This window comes from Epilithonimonas sp. UC225_85 (assembly GCF_042695135.1).
GTDB lineage: Bacteria > Bacteroidota > Bacteroidia > Flavobacteriales > Weeksellaceae > Epilithonimonas.
On the sequence record NZ_CP170547.1, the window covers coordinates 1,838,481 to 1,858,239 of the forward strand.

The following is a 19,759-nucleotide window of genomic DNA, read 5'->3' on the forward strand; positions in this document are numbered from 1 at the left end:
TAATAAATTTTTAACAAAATGTTTTTTGTTATGTAACGATTAATTTCTTTATCTTGGTAATGTTGTAATTAGCGATTACGACGGTCACCAATACAAATATTAACAAGAAATGCAGGTTCAGCCTTTTTCTCTATTTTCAGACTTTGACATTTACCTTTTCCGTTCAGGAAAACATACCAGGCTTTACGAAAAATTTGGTTCTCACAAAGTTGAAGTGGATGGCGTTTCCGGCGTTTATTTTGCGGTTTGGGCGCCGACAGCGGCAGAAGTTTCTGTTATTGGGAATTTTAACCAATGGAATTCGTTTTCACATCAGTTGGCAGGAAGATGGGATCAGTCCGGGATTTGGGAAGGTTTTATTCCAGATCTTGATTTTGGGGAAGTTTATAAATACGGTATCAGAACAAACCAGGGGATTCTTCTTGAAAAAGCAGATCCCTACGCACTTTGCTTTGAAAATGCATTGCAGGCCGGTTCTATAGTTTGCACAACCTGGCACGAATGGGAAGACAAAGATTGGATGAAAAACCGCGCAAAGTACAACAGCCTGGAATCTCCCATGTCTGTTTATGAAGTGCATCTAGGTTCCTGGATGCGCGATCCGGGAAATCCGGAAAGATTCCTGAGTTATGGCGAAATAGCAGATAAATTGGTTCCGTATCTCAAAGCTATGAATTTTACACACGTAGAATTTATGCCTATTATGGAATATCCTTATGACCCAAGTTGGGGTTATCAGATCACAGGATTTTATGCTGCGACTTCCAGATTTGGTTCACCGCAGGATTTGATGTACCTTATTTCCGAACTTCACAAAAATAATATCGGTGTTTTTCTGGATTGGGTTCCGTCCCATTTTCCGGGTGACGCCAATGGTTTACACTTTTTCGATGGCTCGTTTTTATACGAACACGAAGATCCGAGAAAGGGTTTTCATCCCGATTGGAAATCCTATATTTTCAATTACGGAAGACCAGAAGTTAAATCTTTTTTAATTTCAAATGCTATCTTTTGGCTTGACAGATATCACGCTGACGGTTTAAGAGTAGATGCCGTGACATCAATGCTTCATCTGGATTATTCCAGGAACGAAGGCGAGTGGGAACCGAATATTTATGGAACAAACGTCAATCTGGAAGCAAAACAGTTTCTTCAGGATTTTAATATCGCTGTATATGGCGAATTTCCTGATGTACAGACCATTGCGGAAGAAAGCTCAGATTTCCCAAGACTCACAAAACCTGTCCACGAAGACGGCATCGGTTTCGGAATGAAATGGATGATGGGCTGGATGCACGACACATTGGATTACTTCAAAGAGGATCCAATTGTCAGAAAATACCATCACAACAAAATTACTTTCACGAGCGTGTATATGTATAATGAGAATTATATGATGCCGCTTTCCCACGATGAAGTGGTCCACGGAAAAAGCAGTCTGATCTATAAAATGCCGGGCGACGAATGGCAGAAATTTGCCAATCTCCGGGCGATGTATGTTTATATGTTCACCAATCCGGGCGCAAAATTACTTTTTATGGGAGACGAAATTGCACAAACCAACGAGTGGAATTTCAAAACTTCTCTGGATTGGCATTTGCTGCAGTATCCGATTCATAAAAATCTTCAGGATTTTGTAAGAGACCTTAATTTGCTTTACAGGTCAAATCCTGCTTTGTACGAGCAGCAGTTCTCGCCATACGGTTACGAATGGATAAATGCTGATGATACGGATAATTCTATCTTTATTTATCTTAGAAAAAGTAAAGAAAACAAAGAAGTTTTAATGACTGTTCTTAATCTGACTCCTAACACTTTCGATTATAGGATTGGCGTAGAAAAAGATACATCATGGGAAGTAATTCTAAATTCTGATGATGCGAAATATAGCGGAAGCGGAGTAGAAGCTGTTATCTCTCAAGAGTTGGATGAAGGCTGGGATAACCGCGAAAAATCTATTATATTAAGATTGCCGCCATTGTCTGGTTTGGTTTTGAAACAGACTAAAATAGCAAAGCCAAAACTCAGTATCAAAGATTTTATTAAAAAGAAAAAATAAATATTTAAGAAAAAAAATATGCAAATATTTCATCTTTCTATGGAATGTTATCCTGTTGCAAAAGTCGGTGGACTGGCAGATGTAGTAGGAGCTTTGCCAAAATATCAGAACCAAATGGGCCTGGATGCCAGCGTAATCATGCCGTGGTACAATAAACCATTTTTCTATAACCACGAGTTTGACATTGTGTTTGATGGTTTCATCCATCAGTCTTTTCATATGTATCAAGTTCAGGTTTTCAAAGAAAAAAGTAATGTTCTCGGTTTTGACCTTTATTTAGTTAAGATTCCGGGGCTTTTGGACAGAGAAAGTGTCTATGGATATTGGGATGAGAGTCAGCAATTTATCGCCTTCCAGCACGGTGTTCTGCACTGGCTTAGTGCGATGCAGATCCGGCCGGATGTTTTCCATTGCCATGATTTTCATACAGGCTTGGTTCCCTTTATGATCGATAATTGTTATGAATTTCAGTTTCTGAAAGGCGTCAAAACTATTGGAACGATTCATAATGGCGAATATCAGGGAAGTATGGACTGGCAGATGTCCAGTTTTCTGCCTCATTTTGATGGCTGGAAATCCGGACTTCTCGACTGGAAAGGAAGAATCAACCCGATGGCGACAATGATAAAATCTTCTAATGCCTTCAATGCGGTTTCTGGTGGATATCTGGAAGAATTATTTTTCAGTTTTCAGGGTCTTGAACCATTGATTAATCAGGAAAGACAAAAGGCATTCGGAATCATCAACGGGATCGATACCGAAGTTTGGGATCCGCAGACCGATGATATGCTGAAATTCAATTATAATAAAGATTACGCAGAAGAAGGCAAATGGGAGAATAAAAAAGTAATCTGTGCAGAATATGGCCTTAATCCTAATTTGCCATTATTCGGGTTCATCGGACGTTTTGCAGGCGAAAAAGGTGCTGATCTTCTGCCGGAAATTGTCGAAAGAAGTATCCAGGAAACCAATGGTTCTTTAAACATCATTATTTTAGGTTCCGGAAATCAGGATATTGAGAATAAGCTTAAAGAACTACAATACAAATTCAATATCAATCTTGCGATAGATCTCGGTTATAAAGAATATCTGTCTCATCAGATCTATGCATCGGCAGATTTCCTCTTGATGCCAAGCCGGGTAGAGCCGTGCGGACTGAACCAAATGTACGCTATGCGATACGGAACTATCCCGATTGTACGGTATACAGGCGGTTTGCGAGATACCGTTCAGGATATTTCGACCGGCGGAAGCGGACTCAATTTTACAAATGCAGGTGCGGAAGATGCGGTTCACGCCATAAAAAGAGCCCTACATATTTACAGCCAAAAAGATCTGATGAAAGGTCTGATTTATAATAATATGTCATTTGATTTCTCTTGGGAAAAATCGGCTCAGAATTATACAAATCTTTATAATTATTAATAAATTTCTATTCACATTGGCTTAATATTGGTAAACAATTATTAACTTTAATCAAATTACAAAATAAGCAAAAACATTATATGAAAGAAAGTGTAATCTCCATCGTGCTCGGAGGCGGAAGAGGAAGCCGATTGTTCCCTTTGACTAATACAAGATCTAAACCGGCAGTTCCAATTGCTGGAAAATACCGACTGGTAGATATTCCAATTTCAAACTGTCTCAACTCTGGACTGAACAGGATTCTGGTTCTCACCCAATTCAATTCTGCATCGCTCAATTCTCACATAAAAAATTCTTATCACTTTGATACATTCAGTAAAGGATTTGTAGATATTCTTGCTGCAGAACAGAATGTAGAAAATGAAAACTGGTATCAGGGAACTGCAGACGCCGTGCGACAAACGATGAAGCATCTGGAAAAATATGAATACGAATATATTCTGATTCTTTCCGGAGATCAGCTTTATCAGATGGATTTCAAGGAAATGATCAATTTCCACAAGAAAAATGGGGGCGATATTACCATTGCGACTATTCCTGTGAATGCGAAAGATGCTACAGGTTTCGGAATTATGAAAGCGGATGAAGATAGCAATATTACATCATTTACAGAAAAACCAGGTTATGATGTTCTGAATGACTGGAAATCTGAAGTCAGCGATGAGAGTAAGTCTCAGGGCAAAGAATATTTGGCTTCGATGGGAATCTACGTTTTTAGCAAAAATGTTCTAAGAAAGTTGTTTGATGAGCACGAAGGCGATGATTTCGGGAAAGATTTTATTCCGGCTGCTATTGGAAATTACAGTGTTTTAAGTTATCAATACGATGGTTACTGGACAGACATCGGGACTATCGAATCTTTTTACGAGGCTAATCTTGATCTTGCTCAGGACTTGCCTCAGTTCAATTTATTCAGTTCAAATCCTATTTATACAAGAGCGAGAATGCTTCCGCCTTCCAAAGTAAATGGTTCTTATGTCAGCAAAACTATTTTTGGCGACGGATGTATCATTCTGGCAGATAAAGTAGAAAACTGTATCATCGGAAACAGAACCAGAATAGATCGAGGCTCTACAATTGTGAACTCGTATGTTATGGGTGCAGATTATTATCAGACAGCACAGCAGGTTGCTCAAAATGAAATAGATGGGATTACAAGTATGGGAATCGGAAAATATTGTTATATAGATAAAGCTATACTGGATAAAAACTGTTTTATTGGTAACAATGTTAGGATCATTGGTGGCAAACATCATCCGGATGGCGATTATGATACACATTCTATAAAAGATGGTATCGTTGTAATAAAGAAAAACGCAATTATACCCGACGGAACCAATATTATGTAAATTTATAATATATTTATAAACCCTTCGGAAGCGGAGGGTTTTATTTTTAATTTGGCAAATAATTTGTCGTAAGATTTATAAATAAGTTTAATGAAGAATCTATTTCTGTTTATCGGTATTTTTATTTTTTCCCAGCTGTCTGCGCAGTTTAACAATATCAATGCCGGAGAAGTACTGAATTATAGAATCCATTATGGATTCATTACAGCTGGTAATGCTACTTTGTCAACAACCAAAACTTCGTATAATGGTCAGCCGGCTTTTTATGTTAGAGGTGTAGGAAAAACCAGTGGCGCTGCGAAGGCTTTTTTTAAAGTTGAAGATGTTTATGAAAGTTACATCAGCGCAAAGCAGGAGCCCCTTTTCTATGTCAGAAACGTTTCCGAAGGAAGTTACACCCAGCATTTGCAAAGTACTTTCAATACCAATAATAATACCTTGGTTTTAGTCGATAAAAAACATACAGACAGACCAGCGAAAACTGTAAAAGTTCCTAATGATGTTCAGGATATTCTTTCTTGTTTCTACTATTTGCGAAGTGTTGACAATTTAAAAGTTGGTTCAGTTTTGAAAATGAGCGTCTGGATCGACGATGAACTATTTCCTTTTCAGTTAAAAGTGGTCGGTACAGAAAAGATTTCTACAAAATTTGGCAGAATCAATTGTCTTAAAATTATTCCGTCTGTAATAAGCGGGAGGGTATTCAAAGAAAAAGAAGGCGTTACGATGTGGGTCACCAATGATCAGAACAGAGTTCCCGTGCTGATAAAAGCAGAACTGGCAGTCGGATCGCTGAAGGCAAGTATTGACAGTTTTAGCAATGTTAAATATCCTTTGAAATTTGAAAAATAAACAATCTGATCATCACTCTTTTAAGAGTGATTTTTTGTTAAATAATTATTAAGTTGCCTTATGACAAGTCTTGGAATTGATAAAAAATTTAACTTCGAAATAAATCATAAATATGCAGCAAATCACAATTCAAACAGATATTAATAAACCGATAGACCAGGTCTGGGATTACTTTAACAATCCAAAACACATTGTAAACTGGAATTTTGCTCACGAAAGCTGGGAATGCCCTTCTGCCAGTAATGATCTGGAAATTGGAGGAAAACTGTCTGCAAGAATGCAGGCAAAGGATGGAAGTTTCGGTTTTGATTTTGTAGGGATTTATGATGAGGTCAAACCAAATCAAACCTTAAAATACCATTTGGAAGACGGCAGAAAAGTTGAGGTTATTTTTGAAAAATTATCTGATGATAAAACCAGAGTTACGGAAAACTTTGATCCGGAAAATCAAAATCCTGTAGAGTTTCAAAAGAACGGATGGCAGGCTATTCTGGATAATTTCAAAAACTATTCTGAAAGTCTTAAATGATAGATCTAACATCTGAAGTCTAATTTCTAACATCATAAATTATGAATCACGATATATTTCCTTGCTTTTGGTTTAATCAAAATGGAAGTGAGGCTGCAAAATTTTACACCGCAATCTTCAAAAATTCTAAGACTGTGGATGACACACCGATGGTCATCAACATAGAAATCGAAGGTCAAAAATTAATGTTCCTGAATGCAGGTCCACAATTCAGACCAAATATGTGTCTTTCCCTGATGTTGATGTGCGATTCTCCGGAAGAAGTGGAACATTATTATCAAAAACTCTCCGAAAGCGGAAAAGTAATGATGGAACTGGACGGCTATCCCTGGAGCGAAAAATATGCCTGGGTAGAAGACCAATACGGAATCTCCTGGCAGCTTTATTACAACAAGGAAAAAGCAAAACAAAAATTTTCTCCTGTAATGATGTTTACTGGAGACACTGCTGGGAAATGTAAGGAAGCAATAGAATTTTACACCAATATTTTCCCCAACTCAAAAACCGAAGGAATCATGGAACATCCAGAAGGACAAGGCGAGCCAGCTGGGAATGTTGCTCATGCACAATTTGTTATCAATGATTATGTCATGATGGCAATGGACAGTTCGCATAATCACAACTCAAATTTCACAGAAGGTACTTCTATGACCGTTATGACAAAAGATCAGGAAGAAACAGACTATTACTGGGAAAAATTAACAGAAGGAGGACAGGAAAGTATGTGCGGCTGGCTGAAGGACAAATACGGATTCAGTTGGCAGATTGTTCCTCACAGATTAATCGAAATAACCAATTCTCACGATGTAGAAAAAGCCAAAAAAGCTTTTGGAGCAATGATGAAAATGAACAAAATCATCATCAAAGATATTGAAGACGCTGCTAATTCATAAAAAATAAATGTTATGGAAAAATTAAAGTATCAAACAGAAATCAACGCATCTGCAGAAAAAGTCTGGGATGTTTTATGGAATGAAAATACATATACCCAATGGACACATTTCTTTAGCCCGGGATCTGTGATGCAAACAGATTGGGAAGTCGGCGGAAAAACCCTTTTTACGGATGCCAGCAGAAAGAACGGAATGGTGAGCACGATAGAACGTATCGAAGAACCAAAACATTTGATTTTTAAACATCTTGGTGAGATACATGATGGTGTAGAAGATGTTACCAGCGACAAAGTAAAGTCCTGGAACGGTAGCCTGGAAGCTTATTATCTTGAAGAGAATGATGGAAAAACAACTTTAAAAATTGAAATTGATTCTGATGAGAACTTCAAAGATATGTTTGACAACGGCTTCCAAAAAGGTCTAGAAATTATAAAAAAATTATCAGAAAAATAATTAAAAATACAAATGATGGACAAACCAAATTCTAAAAAATTAGATATTATTATTCCCGCATTCCGAGGTCATTCTCAAAGCTTTTTGCTGGTTTTGGATGGCATTTCGGAGAAAGATGCTAAGAAAAGAATTGAAGGGAAAACCAATCACGTTGTTTGGATGGCTGGCAATTTTCTGGATATGCGTTATGCATTAGGAAATGCCCTGGGATTGGATGACCAAAATCCCCAAGGTGAACTGTTCTTTCAGGGAAAAGCTTTGGACGAGAATTTTGTCTATCCAACTTTGGAAGAACTGAAAGAAAATTTTCATCACATCTCGCCATTGGTTTACAACAGACTTTTGGAAATGTCCGATGAGGATTTAGATAAAGCTTTTCCAATGGGAATGAACATCGATTTCTTTCCTGAGACTGTTCTCAATTTCATAGGAATGTGCATTGGGAGAGAAGATTACCTCTGCGGACAAATCGGGTTGATGAGAAGGATTCTTGGCTACAAAGGAATGAAATACGACTTTGATACCAATATGAAATATTAAAATCAGATACCATAAAAGTCACAAAAGAAATCTAAAAATATGTGTTAAACTGCAAAAGATAATTTTTCATCCATTCCTTTTTAACTTTTGAACAACTAGAAAAGTTTACAGCTTTTGTAACTTTTGTGATTTTAAAAAAATAAACTATAAAAAACAACAGATTATGGCAACAGTCAATCCTTATCTTACCTTCCACGGACAGTGTGAAGAAGCTTTTAAATTCTATGAATCTGCATTCGGGACAAAAATTCCTATGTGGAATAAATTTGGAGATATGCCGCCGATGGAGGGAATGCCGCCTTTGGAAGACGAATACAAAAACCACATTATGCACGTCTCACTTCCGATTTCTAAGGAAACCACTTTGATGGGCAGCGATTCTCTTCCCGGGATGGGCAAGTATAAAAACGGAAACGATTTTTCAGTTTCCATCAACACAGATTCCAGAGAAGAAGCATTGAATCTTTTCACCAAACTATCCGAAGGCGGCAAAGTTACAATGGAGCTTCAGGATACTTTCTGGGGTGCTTATTTCGGGATGTGGGAAGACAAATTCGGGATCCAGTGGATGGTAAATTATGACGATCCGGAGAAGGCTCAGGCACATTAAAAATTTGGACACAATGTAATTATATAAATTTTATAATTTAAGGCACAAGATTTAACAACAATTCTTTGTGCCTTTTTTTAATTTAAATAATTGTGCCTTTTGTGAAAAATGTTAAACGATTTAAAATATATGGAAAAACTAACAGCAAAAGCAACGATCGGAATTCAGAAATCTGTTTCAGAAGTTTTTGAAGCGATTATTGACCCAGGGAAAATGAAAAATTATTTCATTTCCAAAGGTTCTGCAATAATGGAAACTGATAAAGAAATTTTCTGGTCATTTCCCGAGTTTGAAGGTTCTTATCCTTTAACAACAAAAGAAATAATCCCCAATGAAAAGATTGTTTTTGTCTGGGATCCAAAGTCTGTCGTCACAATAGAACTGCAGCAACTTTCAGCAAATGATACCGTTGTAAAAGTATTGGAAGAAGGGCACGAGAGTGATGAAAAAGGCATCAATTGGGCCATTGGACAAACCGAAGGCTGGGCCAATTTCCTCGCTTGTATGAAAGCCTGGCTTGAGTATGGCATCCATCTTCGGAAAGGGGCGTTCGACTTTATGAAAACGAATTAGAATAAAAAAGCTTTGCAATTGCAAAGCTTTTTGTTTGAAGATGAATTGCGTAGTGGTTTTTTTTTTCATTTCTATCAGCTGGTGCGAGCCTCTGGCTCGTATCCATCACTTAAGAAGGAAAGATGACGCGCGCATGAGCCAGACAAGATAATTTTCCTTGTTTACAGTTCTCCCAGTTTCCTGATCTCTTCCGGACTTTTCCCTTTGTAAAAATCTTTGGGGTCTACCACTGGCGCTTGAAGATCCTGCAGTTGGTTGAGTTGATGTCCTTCGGAAGGCTGCAAATCACGCCTTGCAAAAAGATCGTTAGGCGTACAGTTGAGGGCAAGGCAAAGGGCAGTCAATTGCCGGAAGTTGATTTGTACCGCCTCGCCGTTCAGCATTTTCTGCGCAGAATTTCCGCTGATGCCTGCTTTTGTGAGAAAAGCATAAGGAAATGTAATCTGGCGAAGTGTCAAGATAGGTGTCAGATGTAATACAAGGCTGCTTTGGGAAGGTCTTAGATTTCCGCGTTTTTTTCTAAGCATATCTATTTGTGTTTTGATTAAAAGTAAATATAAGTATTTTTTCTGATTACAACTTTACAGATTACCGGAGTATTGTTACAGGTTAGCTAACTATTGTTACAGGTTACCGGAGTATTATTACAGATTGCCAGACTATTAATCTAGGTTAGCCGAGTAGTGTTACAGGTTACCAGAGTAGTAATCTAGGTTAGGTGAGTATTGTTATAGGTTAGTCGAGTATTGTTACAGATAGTTTTTAAGAAATAAAAGTGTTATGGATGAACTGACAGCTGATAAAGAATAGGTTATCATTGCGTTCGGTCGGTCTGGCTTTTGGACATTGTCGACTTCCTGTATCGTGGATTTGAAATTGCTAAAGTTCATATCCAAGAGCCGTAAGTTTGTACGGTTGTACTTGTGTCTCCAAAAATACTTATTACCATATGACGAATAATAGAATAAAAGTTTTGCGAAAGCTTTTTCATTTTCTACATCCTCCACAGACTCCATTCTGATTTGATGGACGCAGGATTCACTTCTTTCAGCTTCTCATAGAATAACTGAAAAGACTTATTGAATATTGCATAATTATGAGCAAACCTGAAAACCAATTCCTGCCCCTCGCCGGTTATTTTTAACTGCCAGATCGGGCTGTTATTGATTCTTATGGACGTCCGGCTAAGCTCACTGATATCTTTAAAAGGGAATCTCGCCAGCTGATTTTGATGATTTGAAATATATAAATCATCATTGTCAAAGTAGAATTCATTGTCAGAAATGAATCTTTTTTCGAGTCCGAAGAGAAAAGTTCTTTTTGATATTTTGGTTAATGTCCCGGGATTTATGTTTTGATAATTCAGATGATATTTTTCCGGCTTTGATTTGAATATATTTTGTTTCAGAATTTCCCTAAGAACTAATAAACCGAATAATAATCCCGAAACAACAATAGCAGACAGATATAAGGTTTCATTTTCTGAAAGCGTCAAAACGATGGCGACCAGAAGTATTGCATAAGAAACCAAAAGGATAAGAATTTTTTTGACCATTGGATTAGAAGCTTTTTACTGCTAATGAAATTTCGGGACCAATTAAGAAATGAATGTGTAAATTCCTAATGGATCACGATTTTTCAACTCTGCGAAGCGCGCCCCGACCTGAATGGAGCTCTTTTTTGCGGCTGGAAAAGCTAGGCAAAAAAAGCGGGAATGGAGGGCGGATAAAGGCGCCCAAAAAATATTTAAGGTAAACAAAGTCAGTTTGCGTCTTCTTAAATGTAAAACGTAAAATTAAAAATAATGAAAAAAGGAATTTTAGCGATCGCAGGTTTGGCCGCCATCGCCATCATCGCAAAAAAAGCACAAAAAAGAAAAGCATTCGTAAAAGGGATTTTTGACGAATATGATGTGAAAGAGAGAACACCATTTGGTTTTGCAGACAGAATCAGAACGATGAATGACGAGGAGTACAACTCGCTGAAAGATAAAGTGAGAGCACAATTCGGAAGAGGATGCTGCAAATCCAGAACTGCTGAAGCGGAATAATTTATTAATTAAATTGTTATTGTTAGAAAAAAACGGGAAGTTATGCTTTCCGTTTTTTGTTTTTAAACCGGCTAAATCGTTAAATTTGTTTTGTGAAGGATTATTATTACTTTCTCGGGATTCCTCAAAATGCTTCTGCGGAAGACATCAAAAAAGCCTATCGGAAATTGTCTCTGAAATACCATCCGGACAAGAATGAGAATGACAATTATTTTTCAGACAGATTCAAAGAAGTGAAGGAAGCTTACGAAACACTCACAAATCCTGATAGGAAAAGGCTATATGACCAGAATCTCGGAAGCCAGCAACGCAACGTGAAAAGCATCCTGCCTCCGAAAATCAATAACTTCTCTGCCAGTAAAATTCGTGCTCAGAAAGATGAAGAGATCACAATCTACTGGAATACTTATGATGCAGATCTTGTGAAAATTGTGCCTTTCGGATTGGAAAAACCAAATGGAGAAAGAACGATCAGAATCAAAGAATTTGACTCTCAGGGGAAGTTTCAGATCCTGCTTCATGCAACCAACACGGTTCTTCATAAAACGGTTGTTCAGGGAATTACAATTACGGAGATGTCTTCAGCAGAATCAGGTTTTGAACAAAAAGATTCATTAAATAATCCATCTGAAGCTTCCCAAAAACCTCAAAAAAAAGAAACCAAATCTAAAAGGCTGGTTTCTCTACTTATATTTTTAGCAATTGCTGCGATGATCATCTGGATGATGCTTAACTGATCTTTGCGCGACCAGGACATTTTTTGCAGCGTTTTCCTTTTTTGAATTTCTTACAGCAATTCTTTTTTCCACAATACATCTCTTCTGTATTTCCAAATGCTGGTGCAAGCGGTGCAATTCTAAATGCGATAACTGGCTGATTCATATCTGCAAATATAAAGTAATTTAGACTAATTACAAATAGAAAATAAAAATTACTTTTATTGTCTTCGAGAACCTCAGACCGACAAATTAGAATTGTCATGCTGAGGCTCTCGAAGACTATTTAAGATATGGAGCCATTACTTTTGCCCAAAGCTGGTAACCTTCCGGTTTCATGTGGAGCATATCACCCAGGAAAATATCGGTTCTCACTTTTCCGTCGGCATCATTCATCACTTTGGTAATGTCAATATAATCTGTTCTTTTCTGAGTTTTAAGATAAGACTCAATCATTGTATTGACTTGTGTTACGATTGGCCAGAACTTTTCACGACTTGGCGAATATTTAATTGAAACATAAGCCACAGGAACTTTCGGGTATTTTGCTCTGATCTTTCCAAAGAATGTTTTGAACCTTTCAAAAACTTCTGCCGCTGTTGGATTATCCATTGCAACATCATTTTCGCCACAGTAAATGATGATCTGTTTTGGTTTGTAAGGATCAAGAAGTTCGTCTGTATAATTGTTCAGATCCAGTAATCTTGATCCGCCAAATGCACGGTTTACGATGGTTTTGCCGGGAAAATAGTTGCTGACATCGGTCCATTTTGTGAAAGAAGAACTCCCAACCAGTAGAATCGGCTTTTTCGGGATTCCGTTTGTCTGATCGATTTTTTTGAACTCCTGAATTTCTTTCCAGTAAGGTTTTTCCTGCGCGAAGAATAGGAGAGAATTAAGGATTAAACCAAAAAAGAAAAGTTTAAATAAATGTCGGTAAAGTCTCATAAGTTCTGAAATTTTGAAACTTCAAGGTACAAAAAAACAGCTGCCGGAAGCAACTGTTTTCTGAGTTTTATAATTTGTTAAGAGTATTAGTCTACGATAAATTTTGTGTTCAATTCACCTGTTTTCAGGATATAAATTCCTTTTGGTAATTTGTTAATCGTAATTGTATTTCCGTTTTGGAAAGGATTTTCAATCGTTTGTACGTTTTGACCAACCATATTGTAAATCATCGCTTTGCTGAATTTCTTAAGATCTTTATCGCCTGTCACGTAGATCACATTTCCTTTTACAGGATTCGGGGCAATGCTTAGGTTTTTAGAGAAAGAGGCATCATCTACAGCCAACGGTGCTGCTCCCCAGATTGTCGTTACCCATTCCGGATGATCGATAAATGGATTTCTGTTGCCCTGATAAGCGTAAACTGCAGTATTTCTGTCGATTTCTTTTTGAGAAACAGGATCCTGCTGATTCCATCTTAACAACATGGACAAGAACGGTTCTGCGAAAACCTTGGTTTTACTTCCGTCATACATATCATAAGTGAAGCTCTGGATCTGATTCTCATATCTTGTTGCAAAATAGAAATAGATTCTTGCAAGATCACCTTTGAACTCATTGATTGGCTCAAAAACAGTTCCGGCATATCCGTTAAGTTTACTGCTTCCTAATTTGGATCCGTTCTGGGAAGTCCAGCTGGCTGTACCAACTTCTCCGTATGGCCAGTTGCTTCTTTTGCCATTTACATAACCATCCGTTGGCAAAAGGTGATTGTAATCATTGTGCATTGGCGTAGCATCATTGAACGTCGATTTTGGAATCGTGTGTTCTCTGTTGTAGCAAACACCTTCACCACTGTAATTACCACATTGGTTGGTTGCGATCGTATATTTGTAAGGATCTGTACCGGTTGGATTTTCAGAATAGACGTCCAGAACGCTGTTATCATTCTCATAGTACTTGTCTCTGTCTGCAGATGCAAATACATTCCAGTTATAGCCTTTGTCCTGATGACCGTTGGTTATGATTTGACTGACTTTAGTTTTCAAAGCAAAACCAGTAAGTCCGGCTGTTCCGTCGTAATATCCTGTTGGAATCTGCGCCAGACCTAAACCGAAAAGGCTTATCGAAAAAAGAGAAATTATTTTTTTCATTAAATTAAATTAGGACGCCAAAGGTATTAAATAAATTAAAAAACAAAGTATTAAGTTCTTAACAATAGAGATTAATAATTACTCATAAATAAATATTTTTCTCTGATATTAATTCAAACTAAGGTTGTTATGATTGTAAATAAAAAAAAGGCAGAGAATAATCCCTACCTTTTTAGTATAATAAATTTCTATTAATTACTTTATATTACTCAATAATAAACTTAGTGTTTAATTCTCCTGTTTTCAGGATATAAACACCTTTTGGTAAGTTGTTTAAAGTAATAGTATTCCCGTTTTGGAAAGGATTTTCGATCGTTTGAACGTTTTGTCCAACCATATTGTAAATCATTGCTTTGTTGAATTTCTTCAGATCCTTGTCACCAGTTACACTGATTACATTACCTTTTACAGGGTTTGGAGCAATGCTGAGGTTTTTAGAAAAAGAGGCATCATCTACAGCTAGCGGAGAAACGCCCCATATTGTAGTAACCCATTCCGGGTGATCGATGAAAGGATTTCTGTTTTTCTGATAAGTGTAAGCAGCATTGTTTCTTGCAATTTCTCTCTCAGAAACCGGATCCTGCTGATTCCAAAGCAGCATAAGATTTAGTTCCCAATCTGTAAGACCTTTATTCACATTGCTTGTGTTAAGAATGTTTCCACTGTCAAAACCTGATAATTTTGTCTGATATCTTGTAACGAAATATAAAAGAACTCTTGCAACATCACCTTTGAACTCATTGATCGGTTCGAAAACAGTACCAGAATAGCCAGGCGATGTATTAGACCCTACTTTTGATCCGTTTTTAGAAGTCCAGGAAGGACTGGTTACTTTGCCATAAGGATAGTTGCTTCTCATTCCGTTCACTTTACCGTCGGTTGGCAAGATATGCTGGATGTCAGAAACCATTGGGCTTGCTTCGTTAAAAAGACTTTGTGGGATAGAGTGCTCTCTGTTGTAGCAATCGCCTTCTACAGAATAGTTTCCACATTTTTTTACACCGTGTGTGTAGTTGTAAGGATCTGTTCCTGTTGGGTTTTCAGAGTAGATGTCAAGAACGGTTCCATCATTTTCATAGAATTTGTCAGTATCGGTTGTTGGATAACCGTTGTAAAGATTATCATAACTTTTGGTTACATAACCTGCGGTGATGATCTCACCAAGTTTTGTTTTCAATGCAAATCCGGTAAGTCCGGCCGCACTGTCATAATAACCTGTTGGTATCTGTGCACTCGTGATGCCAAATAATCCAACAAATAAAATAAGGATAGATTTTTTCATTTCAAAAAATTAGGGCGTAAAGTTAAATTTAAAATTCTAAATTTTTAATTGTAAATATATATTTTAAGTAAAATTTAAGATGATGTAATTTTTTGTTAATTTAATTTCAGACAGATCTTCGGTAAAAACTTAGAATTCATAATCGAAAATTCTTAAACTTATTATTTCTCAACAAGATATCTTTTGTTGATTTTAGAAAAAAGAACAGAAATAATAAGTCCAAAAAATAGTGCAACTGCAGAAACAATTATGTAATTGAAACTTTCAATTTTCACAGGGAAAGCCAGATTCTCACTCGCTTTGAAAAAACCGGTATTGATCTGTGTAAAACAAATGGCCGAGCCAATCAAAAGCCCGCAAACAATCCCGAAAAATACAATCAATAATCCTGTGAAAAAGTAAGTCAATCGCAGATCTTTTTTACTGAATCCCAATGCTATCAAAGCCTTTGCCTGATCTTTTTTATCAAGCTGAAGAATCGTAATTGCGCCAGCCAGATTAAAAGTTGTAATAAAGATTACCAGCCCGAAGATCAGATAGATCATCAGTTTTTCTGTGTTGATCATTTTCCAGAACGCTGCATTTTCTTCAGATTTGGTATTGACTATAATCTTATCTCCGAATTCTTTTGTCAGATTAGCTTTAATAAAATCTGAATTGACCGGATTTTTAAGTTTAATAACGATTTGATAACAAGCCGTTTTCGGAAGTCCAAGAAGTTCCTGAGCCAATTCTATAGGTGCAATAATATAGTTGTCAAGCTGGTCATTTCCCGGAAAAATTCCGCTGACGTAGATGTCTTTTTTATTAAAAATATCATTTTCCTGCTGGATGATTCCTTTTCCTGCTTTAGGCATCAGGATCGTTGCAAAGTCCTGGCTGGAGTTTACAGGAAGAGATAGTCTGTTGTCCAGACCGTTTTCCATAATAACCTCATTGTTATATTTGAACTCGGGATATTTACCGTAAAAGATACTTTCGTTAATAGGATTCACGTGCGTGTAAACAGAGTCCACACCGCGCAGATAAGCAATTTCGCCATTGTCTTTATATCCCAGATATACTTTCTCCTCAATGACTTTAGAAAAATTGGCAATATCAGCATTCTTACGAAGTGCATTTTCTATCTTATCAATATTGGGAATTACTTTTCCTGTTTTGCTTTTAATAGTAAGATCCGCGTGCAGATTGGCAATCATATCTTTGTTAAGTTCCTCCAGACCGGAGAAAACCGAAATGATAATGAACATGGCAGCCACAGCCGCCACCATTGCAAAAGCTGCCAGCCACGTAATAAACGTAACTGCCGTACTTCCTTTTTTTGAAACAAGGTATCGCGATGCTATGTAAAAAGCATTTCTCAATAGTTCGGGAAATTAAAGAATTGGATTGTCGCCTTCGCCTTTCAGCTCTCTTTCGATGCGCTCTACATCATCCAGACTTGTGTCGATATAAAAGGCCAATTGAGGAATAATACGCACTTGTTTAGACATTTTTTGCCCGATATAATTGCGGTAAAATGAATTATTGGTATTGATTTCCTTCATAATCGGCTTGCGCAATTCTGCAGGGAAAATGCTAAGGTATATTTTTGCGATGCTGAGATCCGGCGTTACCTTCACATCAGAAACCGATACCATAAAGCTCTGTTTGCTCTCTGCTGCCTGTTTGCGGAAGATTTCTGCCATATCTTCCTGAATGATCTGCGCTACTTTTCTTTGTCTGTTACTTTCCATAAATGCTGCAAATTTAGTGTTTTTGTTTTGAATTTAGGAAAAGCATCTTGACGTTCTTCGATCGCTTGCAACATATTAAATTATTTGGACAGCTTTTCCGCCTTCCGTTCCCGCTTTTTTTGTCATTGCGAACGAAGTGATGTCATTTGTTGAAATTTTCTGCGATCGCAATGGCAAAAAAGAGCTTCACTCAAGTCGGGCTGCAGATTCTACGTTAAACAACTTTCGGCATAAAAACACAATTTTGTCATTCCGTAGGAATCTCGACAGCTTCGTTTAGATGCCTACGGAATGCAAATTATATGTCAAATTCAATTAATTATAATTACAGAACGCTCAGCTTATTGGCTTTTAAAGCATTAAAATCAAAAATATTTAGCGCCTTTGCGATAAAAATATTACTGCATTAACCAGATCAGACTTGCCTTCAATTCCCATTTCCAGTAACTTTCGGAGTGTGTTCCGTCTTCGTCTATTTTTACAACGATATTCTTTTCAGGAACCGATTTTTCTTTTAATAATTGATCTATGTTTTCAATTTCCGGAACCATCGTTTCATCTTCATTTTTCCCTGCTACAAAATAGAATCTGGAATTCTTGAGATTGTTTTTGTTAATATTTAGATACATTTTCAGATCATTGGAAACAAACCAAAATGCCGGGCTGAAAATCCCCGATTTTCCGAAAACATTCGGATATTTTGCAGCAGCGTAAAGCGATATCAAACCGCCCATCGAGCTTCCAAGAATGATTGTTTTCGCTGGTTGTTTCTGAGTTCTATAAGTTTTGTCAATGTATGGTTTCAGTGTTTTTGCAAGAAATTCTACGTACAGATCGCCTTCTCCCTTTGTTTTGTATTTTTCATTATTCCACGGCGAATATTCTGCCAGGCGTTTTTCATTGCCATTCTCAATCCCAATGACGATGGCAGATTTTCCGGTCTCTTTGTAGATTTCATTCAGAGTTTCATCCACGCTCCATTCTCCGGAAAAACTTGTGAAATCATCAAACAAATTTTGTCCGTCGTGCATATAGATCACGGGATATTTTTTCTTCGAAGTTTCGTAATCGGGTGGGAGATAGATCCAGATTTTCGCGTTGTATTAAGTTGGGGAATAGTAAAATTTTCACTCAATATTTTGACGTTAGAAGCTATCGTATGCTTTTTTTCTTTTGGCGTACTCCAACCTCCGATTTGTATTTCTACAGTATTTGACTTATCAACATTTTCTAAAACCCGATTTTGGATCGGATTTCCATTTTTATCAGCTTCGGAAAAATCCCAGCTGCCTTGTGTAATTTTATATTCAATTTTTTGAGTCTGATCAGGAATTACCAATGTATAGAAACCTTCCGTATTTTTCTTAAATTCAAAATTCGGGTCATCAGCTTTCCATCCATTGAGATTTGAGGCTAGAAAAAGTCTTGCATTTTGATGACTATTCTCCGGAATATGTATGATTTTAAATGTAATCTGAGAGCTCATCATTGCAAATATCAAAACAGAAATTATAGAAAATGATGTTCTGAAAACAAAGAAATTAATTTTCATAAGTGGTGTGCGATTTTATAAAATCCACAGTTTTCTTGGAAACATCTTTGGCTTCATTCAGGGTTATGTTTCCAAAAGTATGTTTTGCATTTTCAACCGTATGCAGCTGATGCGGAATTTTATTTTTCTTAAGTGCTTCTTCCAGTTTTTGAGATTGGGCAAAATTGACGATTGTATCTTCTGTACCATGAAAAATCAAAGTTGGAACGGTAGATTTCGTGATATAAGTAAGAGGAGAAAACTCGATAGATTTTTTGACAACTTCTGCTTTATTCGTGTTAATATCAAATCCTGTCAACTCTTTTATTTTTTCGTGTCTGATTTTAAACCGTTCAGGAGCATAGATTTTGAAAAAGTCCAGAGCAAGGAAGTTTGCTTCAGTTTTGAAAAGCTCGTTAAGATCTGTTGGACCATAAAAATCTACCACATATTTTACATTCGGATATATTTTATTATCCTGATTATAAGCTGTTAAAAGAGCAATGTGAGCACCGGCAGAACCGCCCCATATTCCGATGTTATCTGCATCGAGATTGTATTTTTCAGCATTTTCCTGTATCCATTTCAAAGCATCTTTTGTGTCCTGCAATGGTTTTTCCAAATGTGTGTTTTTATCAAGAAGCGTATAATTGATACTGATAACTGTGTAATGATTAGCGAGCAGATCTTTGAGGATATATTCTCTGAAATTATTCCTGATCATTGTTTTGTCACCTTTGTCCCAAGGCCCGCCATGAATATAAACCACCACAGGAGATTTTACTTTAATCTGAGTTTTTGGCTGATAGATGTCCAGCTTCAAAGACCCCTTTTTGTATTCAATATCATTGTAGAAATTAAATTCCAACTTAGGTTCTGGTAATGCAATGTCTGATTTTATTTTTTTCGAACTGATTTTATAGCTTAAAATACTTAGTACAATAAGTGATAAAACGAGTATGATTTTATAAGTGATTTTCATCTAAAGGCTTATGGGAACTCAAATATATGAAAATAAAAGGTCGATATTATGTTAAATCACAATTTATGAAAAATTTAAGT

23 protein-coding genes are annotated in these 19,759 nt (G+C 36.9%); 12 read left to right on the plus strand and 11 right to left on the minus strand.

All coding sequences use genetic code 11. The features are described 5' to 3' along the window. Positions 1-109 precede the first annotated feature (109 nt). From glgB to ACFJGY_RS08640, 10 genes are all read left to right on the plus strand, one after another. Complete coding sequence (glgB, locus tag ACFJGY_RS08595) at positions 110-2,059, plus strand: 1,4-alpha-glucan branching protein GlgB (RefSeq protein WP_379970063.1); 1,950 nt, start codon at positions 110-112, stop codon at positions 2,057-2,059. A gap of 18 nt (positions 2,060-2,077) precedes the next feature. After that, the gene (locus tag ACFJGY_RS08600; protein WP_379970065.1) at positions 2,078-3,484 is read left to right on the plus strand and encodes a glycogen synthase; all 1,407 of its coding nucleotides are present in this window, start codon (positions 2,078-2,080) and stop codon (positions 3,482-3,484) included. Positions 3,485-3,564: 80 nt separating this feature from the next. Further along, a complete protein-coding gene (locus ACFJGY_RS08605; RefSeq protein ID WP_379970067.1) occupies positions 3,565-4,833 on the plus strand; it encodes a glucose-1-phosphate adenylyltransferase in 1,269 nt (422 codons plus the stop codon). Positions 4,834-4,923: 90 nt separating this feature from the next. Beyond that, complete coding sequence (locus tag ACFJGY_RS08610; RefSeq protein ID WP_379970069.1) at positions 4,924-5,685, plus strand: DUF3108 domain-containing protein; 762 nt, start codon at positions 4,924-4,926, stop codon at positions 5,683-5,685. A gap of 112 nt (positions 5,686-5,797) precedes the next feature. Then, positions 5,798-6,214 (plus strand): SRPBCC family protein, encoded by a 417-nt coding sequence (locus ACFJGY_RS08615; protein ID WP_379962920.1) that lies wholly within the window; start codon positions 5,798-5,800, stop codon positions 6,212-6,214. 41 nt (positions 6,215-6,255) lie between these two features. Further along, entirely contained in the window at positions 6,256-7,107 is an 852-nt protein-coding gene (locus tag ACFJGY_RS08620) for a VOC family protein (protein WP_379962922.1), read from the plus strand. A 12-nt stretch (positions 7,108-7,119) separates the two neighbouring features. Beyond that, positions 7,120-7,560, plus strand: a complete 441-nt coding sequence (locus tag ACFJGY_RS08625; RefSeq protein ID WP_379962924.1) for an SRPBCC domain-containing protein — start codon at positions 7,120-7,122, stop codon at positions 7,558-7,560. A 12-nt stretch (positions 7,561-7,572) separates the two neighbouring features. Beyond that, positions 7,573-8,100: a DinB family protein gene (locus ACFJGY_RS08630; RefSeq protein ID WP_379962926.1), complete on the plus strand. Its 528-nt coding sequence runs from the start codon at positions 7,573-7,575 to the stop codon at positions 8,098-8,100. A gap of 163 nt (positions 8,101-8,263) precedes the next feature. Further along, positions 8,264-8,710 carry a VOC family protein gene (locus tag ACFJGY_RS08635; protein ID WP_379962928.1) on the plus strand — a complete coding sequence of 149 codons (447 nt, stop codon included), beginning with the start codon at positions 8,264-8,266 and terminating at the stop codon, positions 8,708-8,710. Between the two features lie 129 nt (positions 8,711-8,839). Further along, the gene (locus ACFJGY_RS08640) at positions 8,840-9,283 is read left to right on the plus strand and encodes an SRPBCC domain-containing protein (RefSeq protein WP_379962930.1); all 444 of its coding nucleotides are present in this window, start codon (positions 8,840-8,842) and stop codon (positions 9,281-9,283) included. Positions 9,284-9,444: 161 nt separating this feature from the next. Here the strand turns inward: ACFJGY_RS08640 and ACFJGY_RS08645 are convergent, their stop codons facing one another. Next, positions 9,445-9,810, minus strand: coding sequence for a helix-turn-helix domain-containing protein (locus ACFJGY_RS08645; protein ID WP_379962932.1), 366 nt, complete (start codon positions 9,808-9,810; stop codon positions 9,445-9,447). A 467-nt stretch (positions 9,811-10,277) separates the two neighbouring features. Further along, positions 10,278-10,838 (minus strand): hypothetical protein, encoded by a 561-nt coding sequence (locus ACFJGY_RS08650; protein ID WP_379962934.1) that lies wholly within the window; start codon positions 10,836-10,838, stop codon positions 10,278-10,280. A gap of 249 nt (positions 10,839-11,087) precedes the next feature. Here ACFJGY_RS08650 and ACFJGY_RS08655 point away from each other — a divergent pair, with 249 nt between their 5' ends. Together ACFJGY_RS08655 and ACFJGY_RS08660 are read left to right on the plus strand one after the other, a co-directional pair. Next, positions 11,088-11,333, plus strand: a complete 246-nt coding sequence (locus tag ACFJGY_RS08655) for a hypothetical protein (RefSeq protein WP_379962936.1) — start codon at positions 11,088-11,090, stop codon at positions 11,331-11,333. A gap of 92 nt (positions 11,334-11,425) precedes the next feature. Then, complete coding sequence (locus ACFJGY_RS08660; protein WP_379962938.1) at positions 11,426-12,070, plus strand: J domain-containing protein; 645 nt, start codon at positions 11,426-11,428, stop codon at positions 12,068-12,070. Here ACFJGY_RS08660 and ACFJGY_RS08665 read toward each other — a convergent pair. The 9 genes from ACFJGY_RS08665 to ACFJGY_RS08705 form a co-directional block, all read right to left on the minus strand. Beyond that, the gene (locus tag ACFJGY_RS08665; RefSeq protein WP_379962940.1) at positions 12,063-12,215 is read right to left on the minus strand and encodes a hypothetical protein; all 153 of its coding nucleotides are present in this window, start codon (positions 12,213-12,215) and stop codon (positions 12,063-12,065) included. The genes ACFJGY_RS08660 and ACFJGY_RS08665 overlap by 8 nt on opposite strands. A 116-nt stretch (positions 12,216-12,331) precedes the next feature. After that, positions 12,332-12,997: a GDSL-type esterase/lipase family protein gene (locus tag ACFJGY_RS08670; RefSeq protein ID WP_379962942.1), complete on the minus strand. Its 666-nt coding sequence runs from the start codon at positions 12,995-12,997 to the stop codon at positions 12,332-12,334. 86 nt (positions 12,998-13,083) lie between these two features. Continuing rightward, positions 13,084-14,148, minus strand: coding sequence for an endonuclease (locus ACFJGY_RS08675; protein ID WP_379962944.1), 1,065 nt, complete (start codon positions 14,146-14,148; stop codon positions 13,084-13,086). Between the two features lie 205 nt (positions 14,149-14,353). Then, complete coding sequence (locus tag ACFJGY_RS08680; protein WP_379962946.1) at positions 14,354-15,430, minus strand: endonuclease; 1,077 nt, start codon at positions 15,428-15,430, stop codon at positions 14,354-14,356. Positions 15,431-15,591: 161 nt separating this feature from the next. Further along, complete coding sequence (locus tag ACFJGY_RS08685) at positions 15,592-16,794, minus strand: ABC transporter permease (RefSeq protein ID WP_379962948.1); 1,203 nt, start codon at positions 16,792-16,794, stop codon at positions 15,592-15,594. A gap of 12 nt (positions 16,795-16,806) precedes the next feature. Further along, positions 16,807-17,166, minus strand: a complete 360-nt coding sequence (gene rbfA / locus ACFJGY_RS08690) for a 30S ribosome-binding factor RbfA (RefSeq protein WP_379962950.1) — start codon at positions 17,164-17,166, stop codon at positions 16,807-16,809. A 398-nt stretch (positions 17,167-17,564) separates the two neighbouring features. Beyond that, the gene (locus tag ACFJGY_RS08695) at positions 17,565-18,206 is read right to left on the minus strand and encodes an alpha/beta hydrolase (RefSeq protein WP_379962952.1); all 642 of its coding nucleotides are present in this window, start codon (positions 18,204-18,206) and stop codon (positions 17,565-17,567) included. Continuing rightward, positions 18,203-18,718: a hypothetical protein gene (locus tag ACFJGY_RS08700; protein WP_379962954.1), complete on the minus strand. Its 516-nt coding sequence runs from the start codon at positions 18,716-18,718 to the stop codon at positions 18,203-18,205. The genes ACFJGY_RS08695 and ACFJGY_RS08700 overlap by 4 nt, the downstream gene beginning before the upstream one ends. Further along, on the minus strand, positions 18,708-19,679 hold the full coding sequence (locus ACFJGY_RS08705; protein ID WP_379962956.1) for a prolyl oligopeptidase family serine peptidase: 972 nt from the start codon (positions 19,677-19,679) through the stop codon (positions 18,708-18,710). The genes ACFJGY_RS08700 and ACFJGY_RS08705 overlap by 11 nt, the downstream gene beginning before the upstream one ends. Between the last annotated feature and the right edge of the window lie 80 nt (positions 19,680-19,759).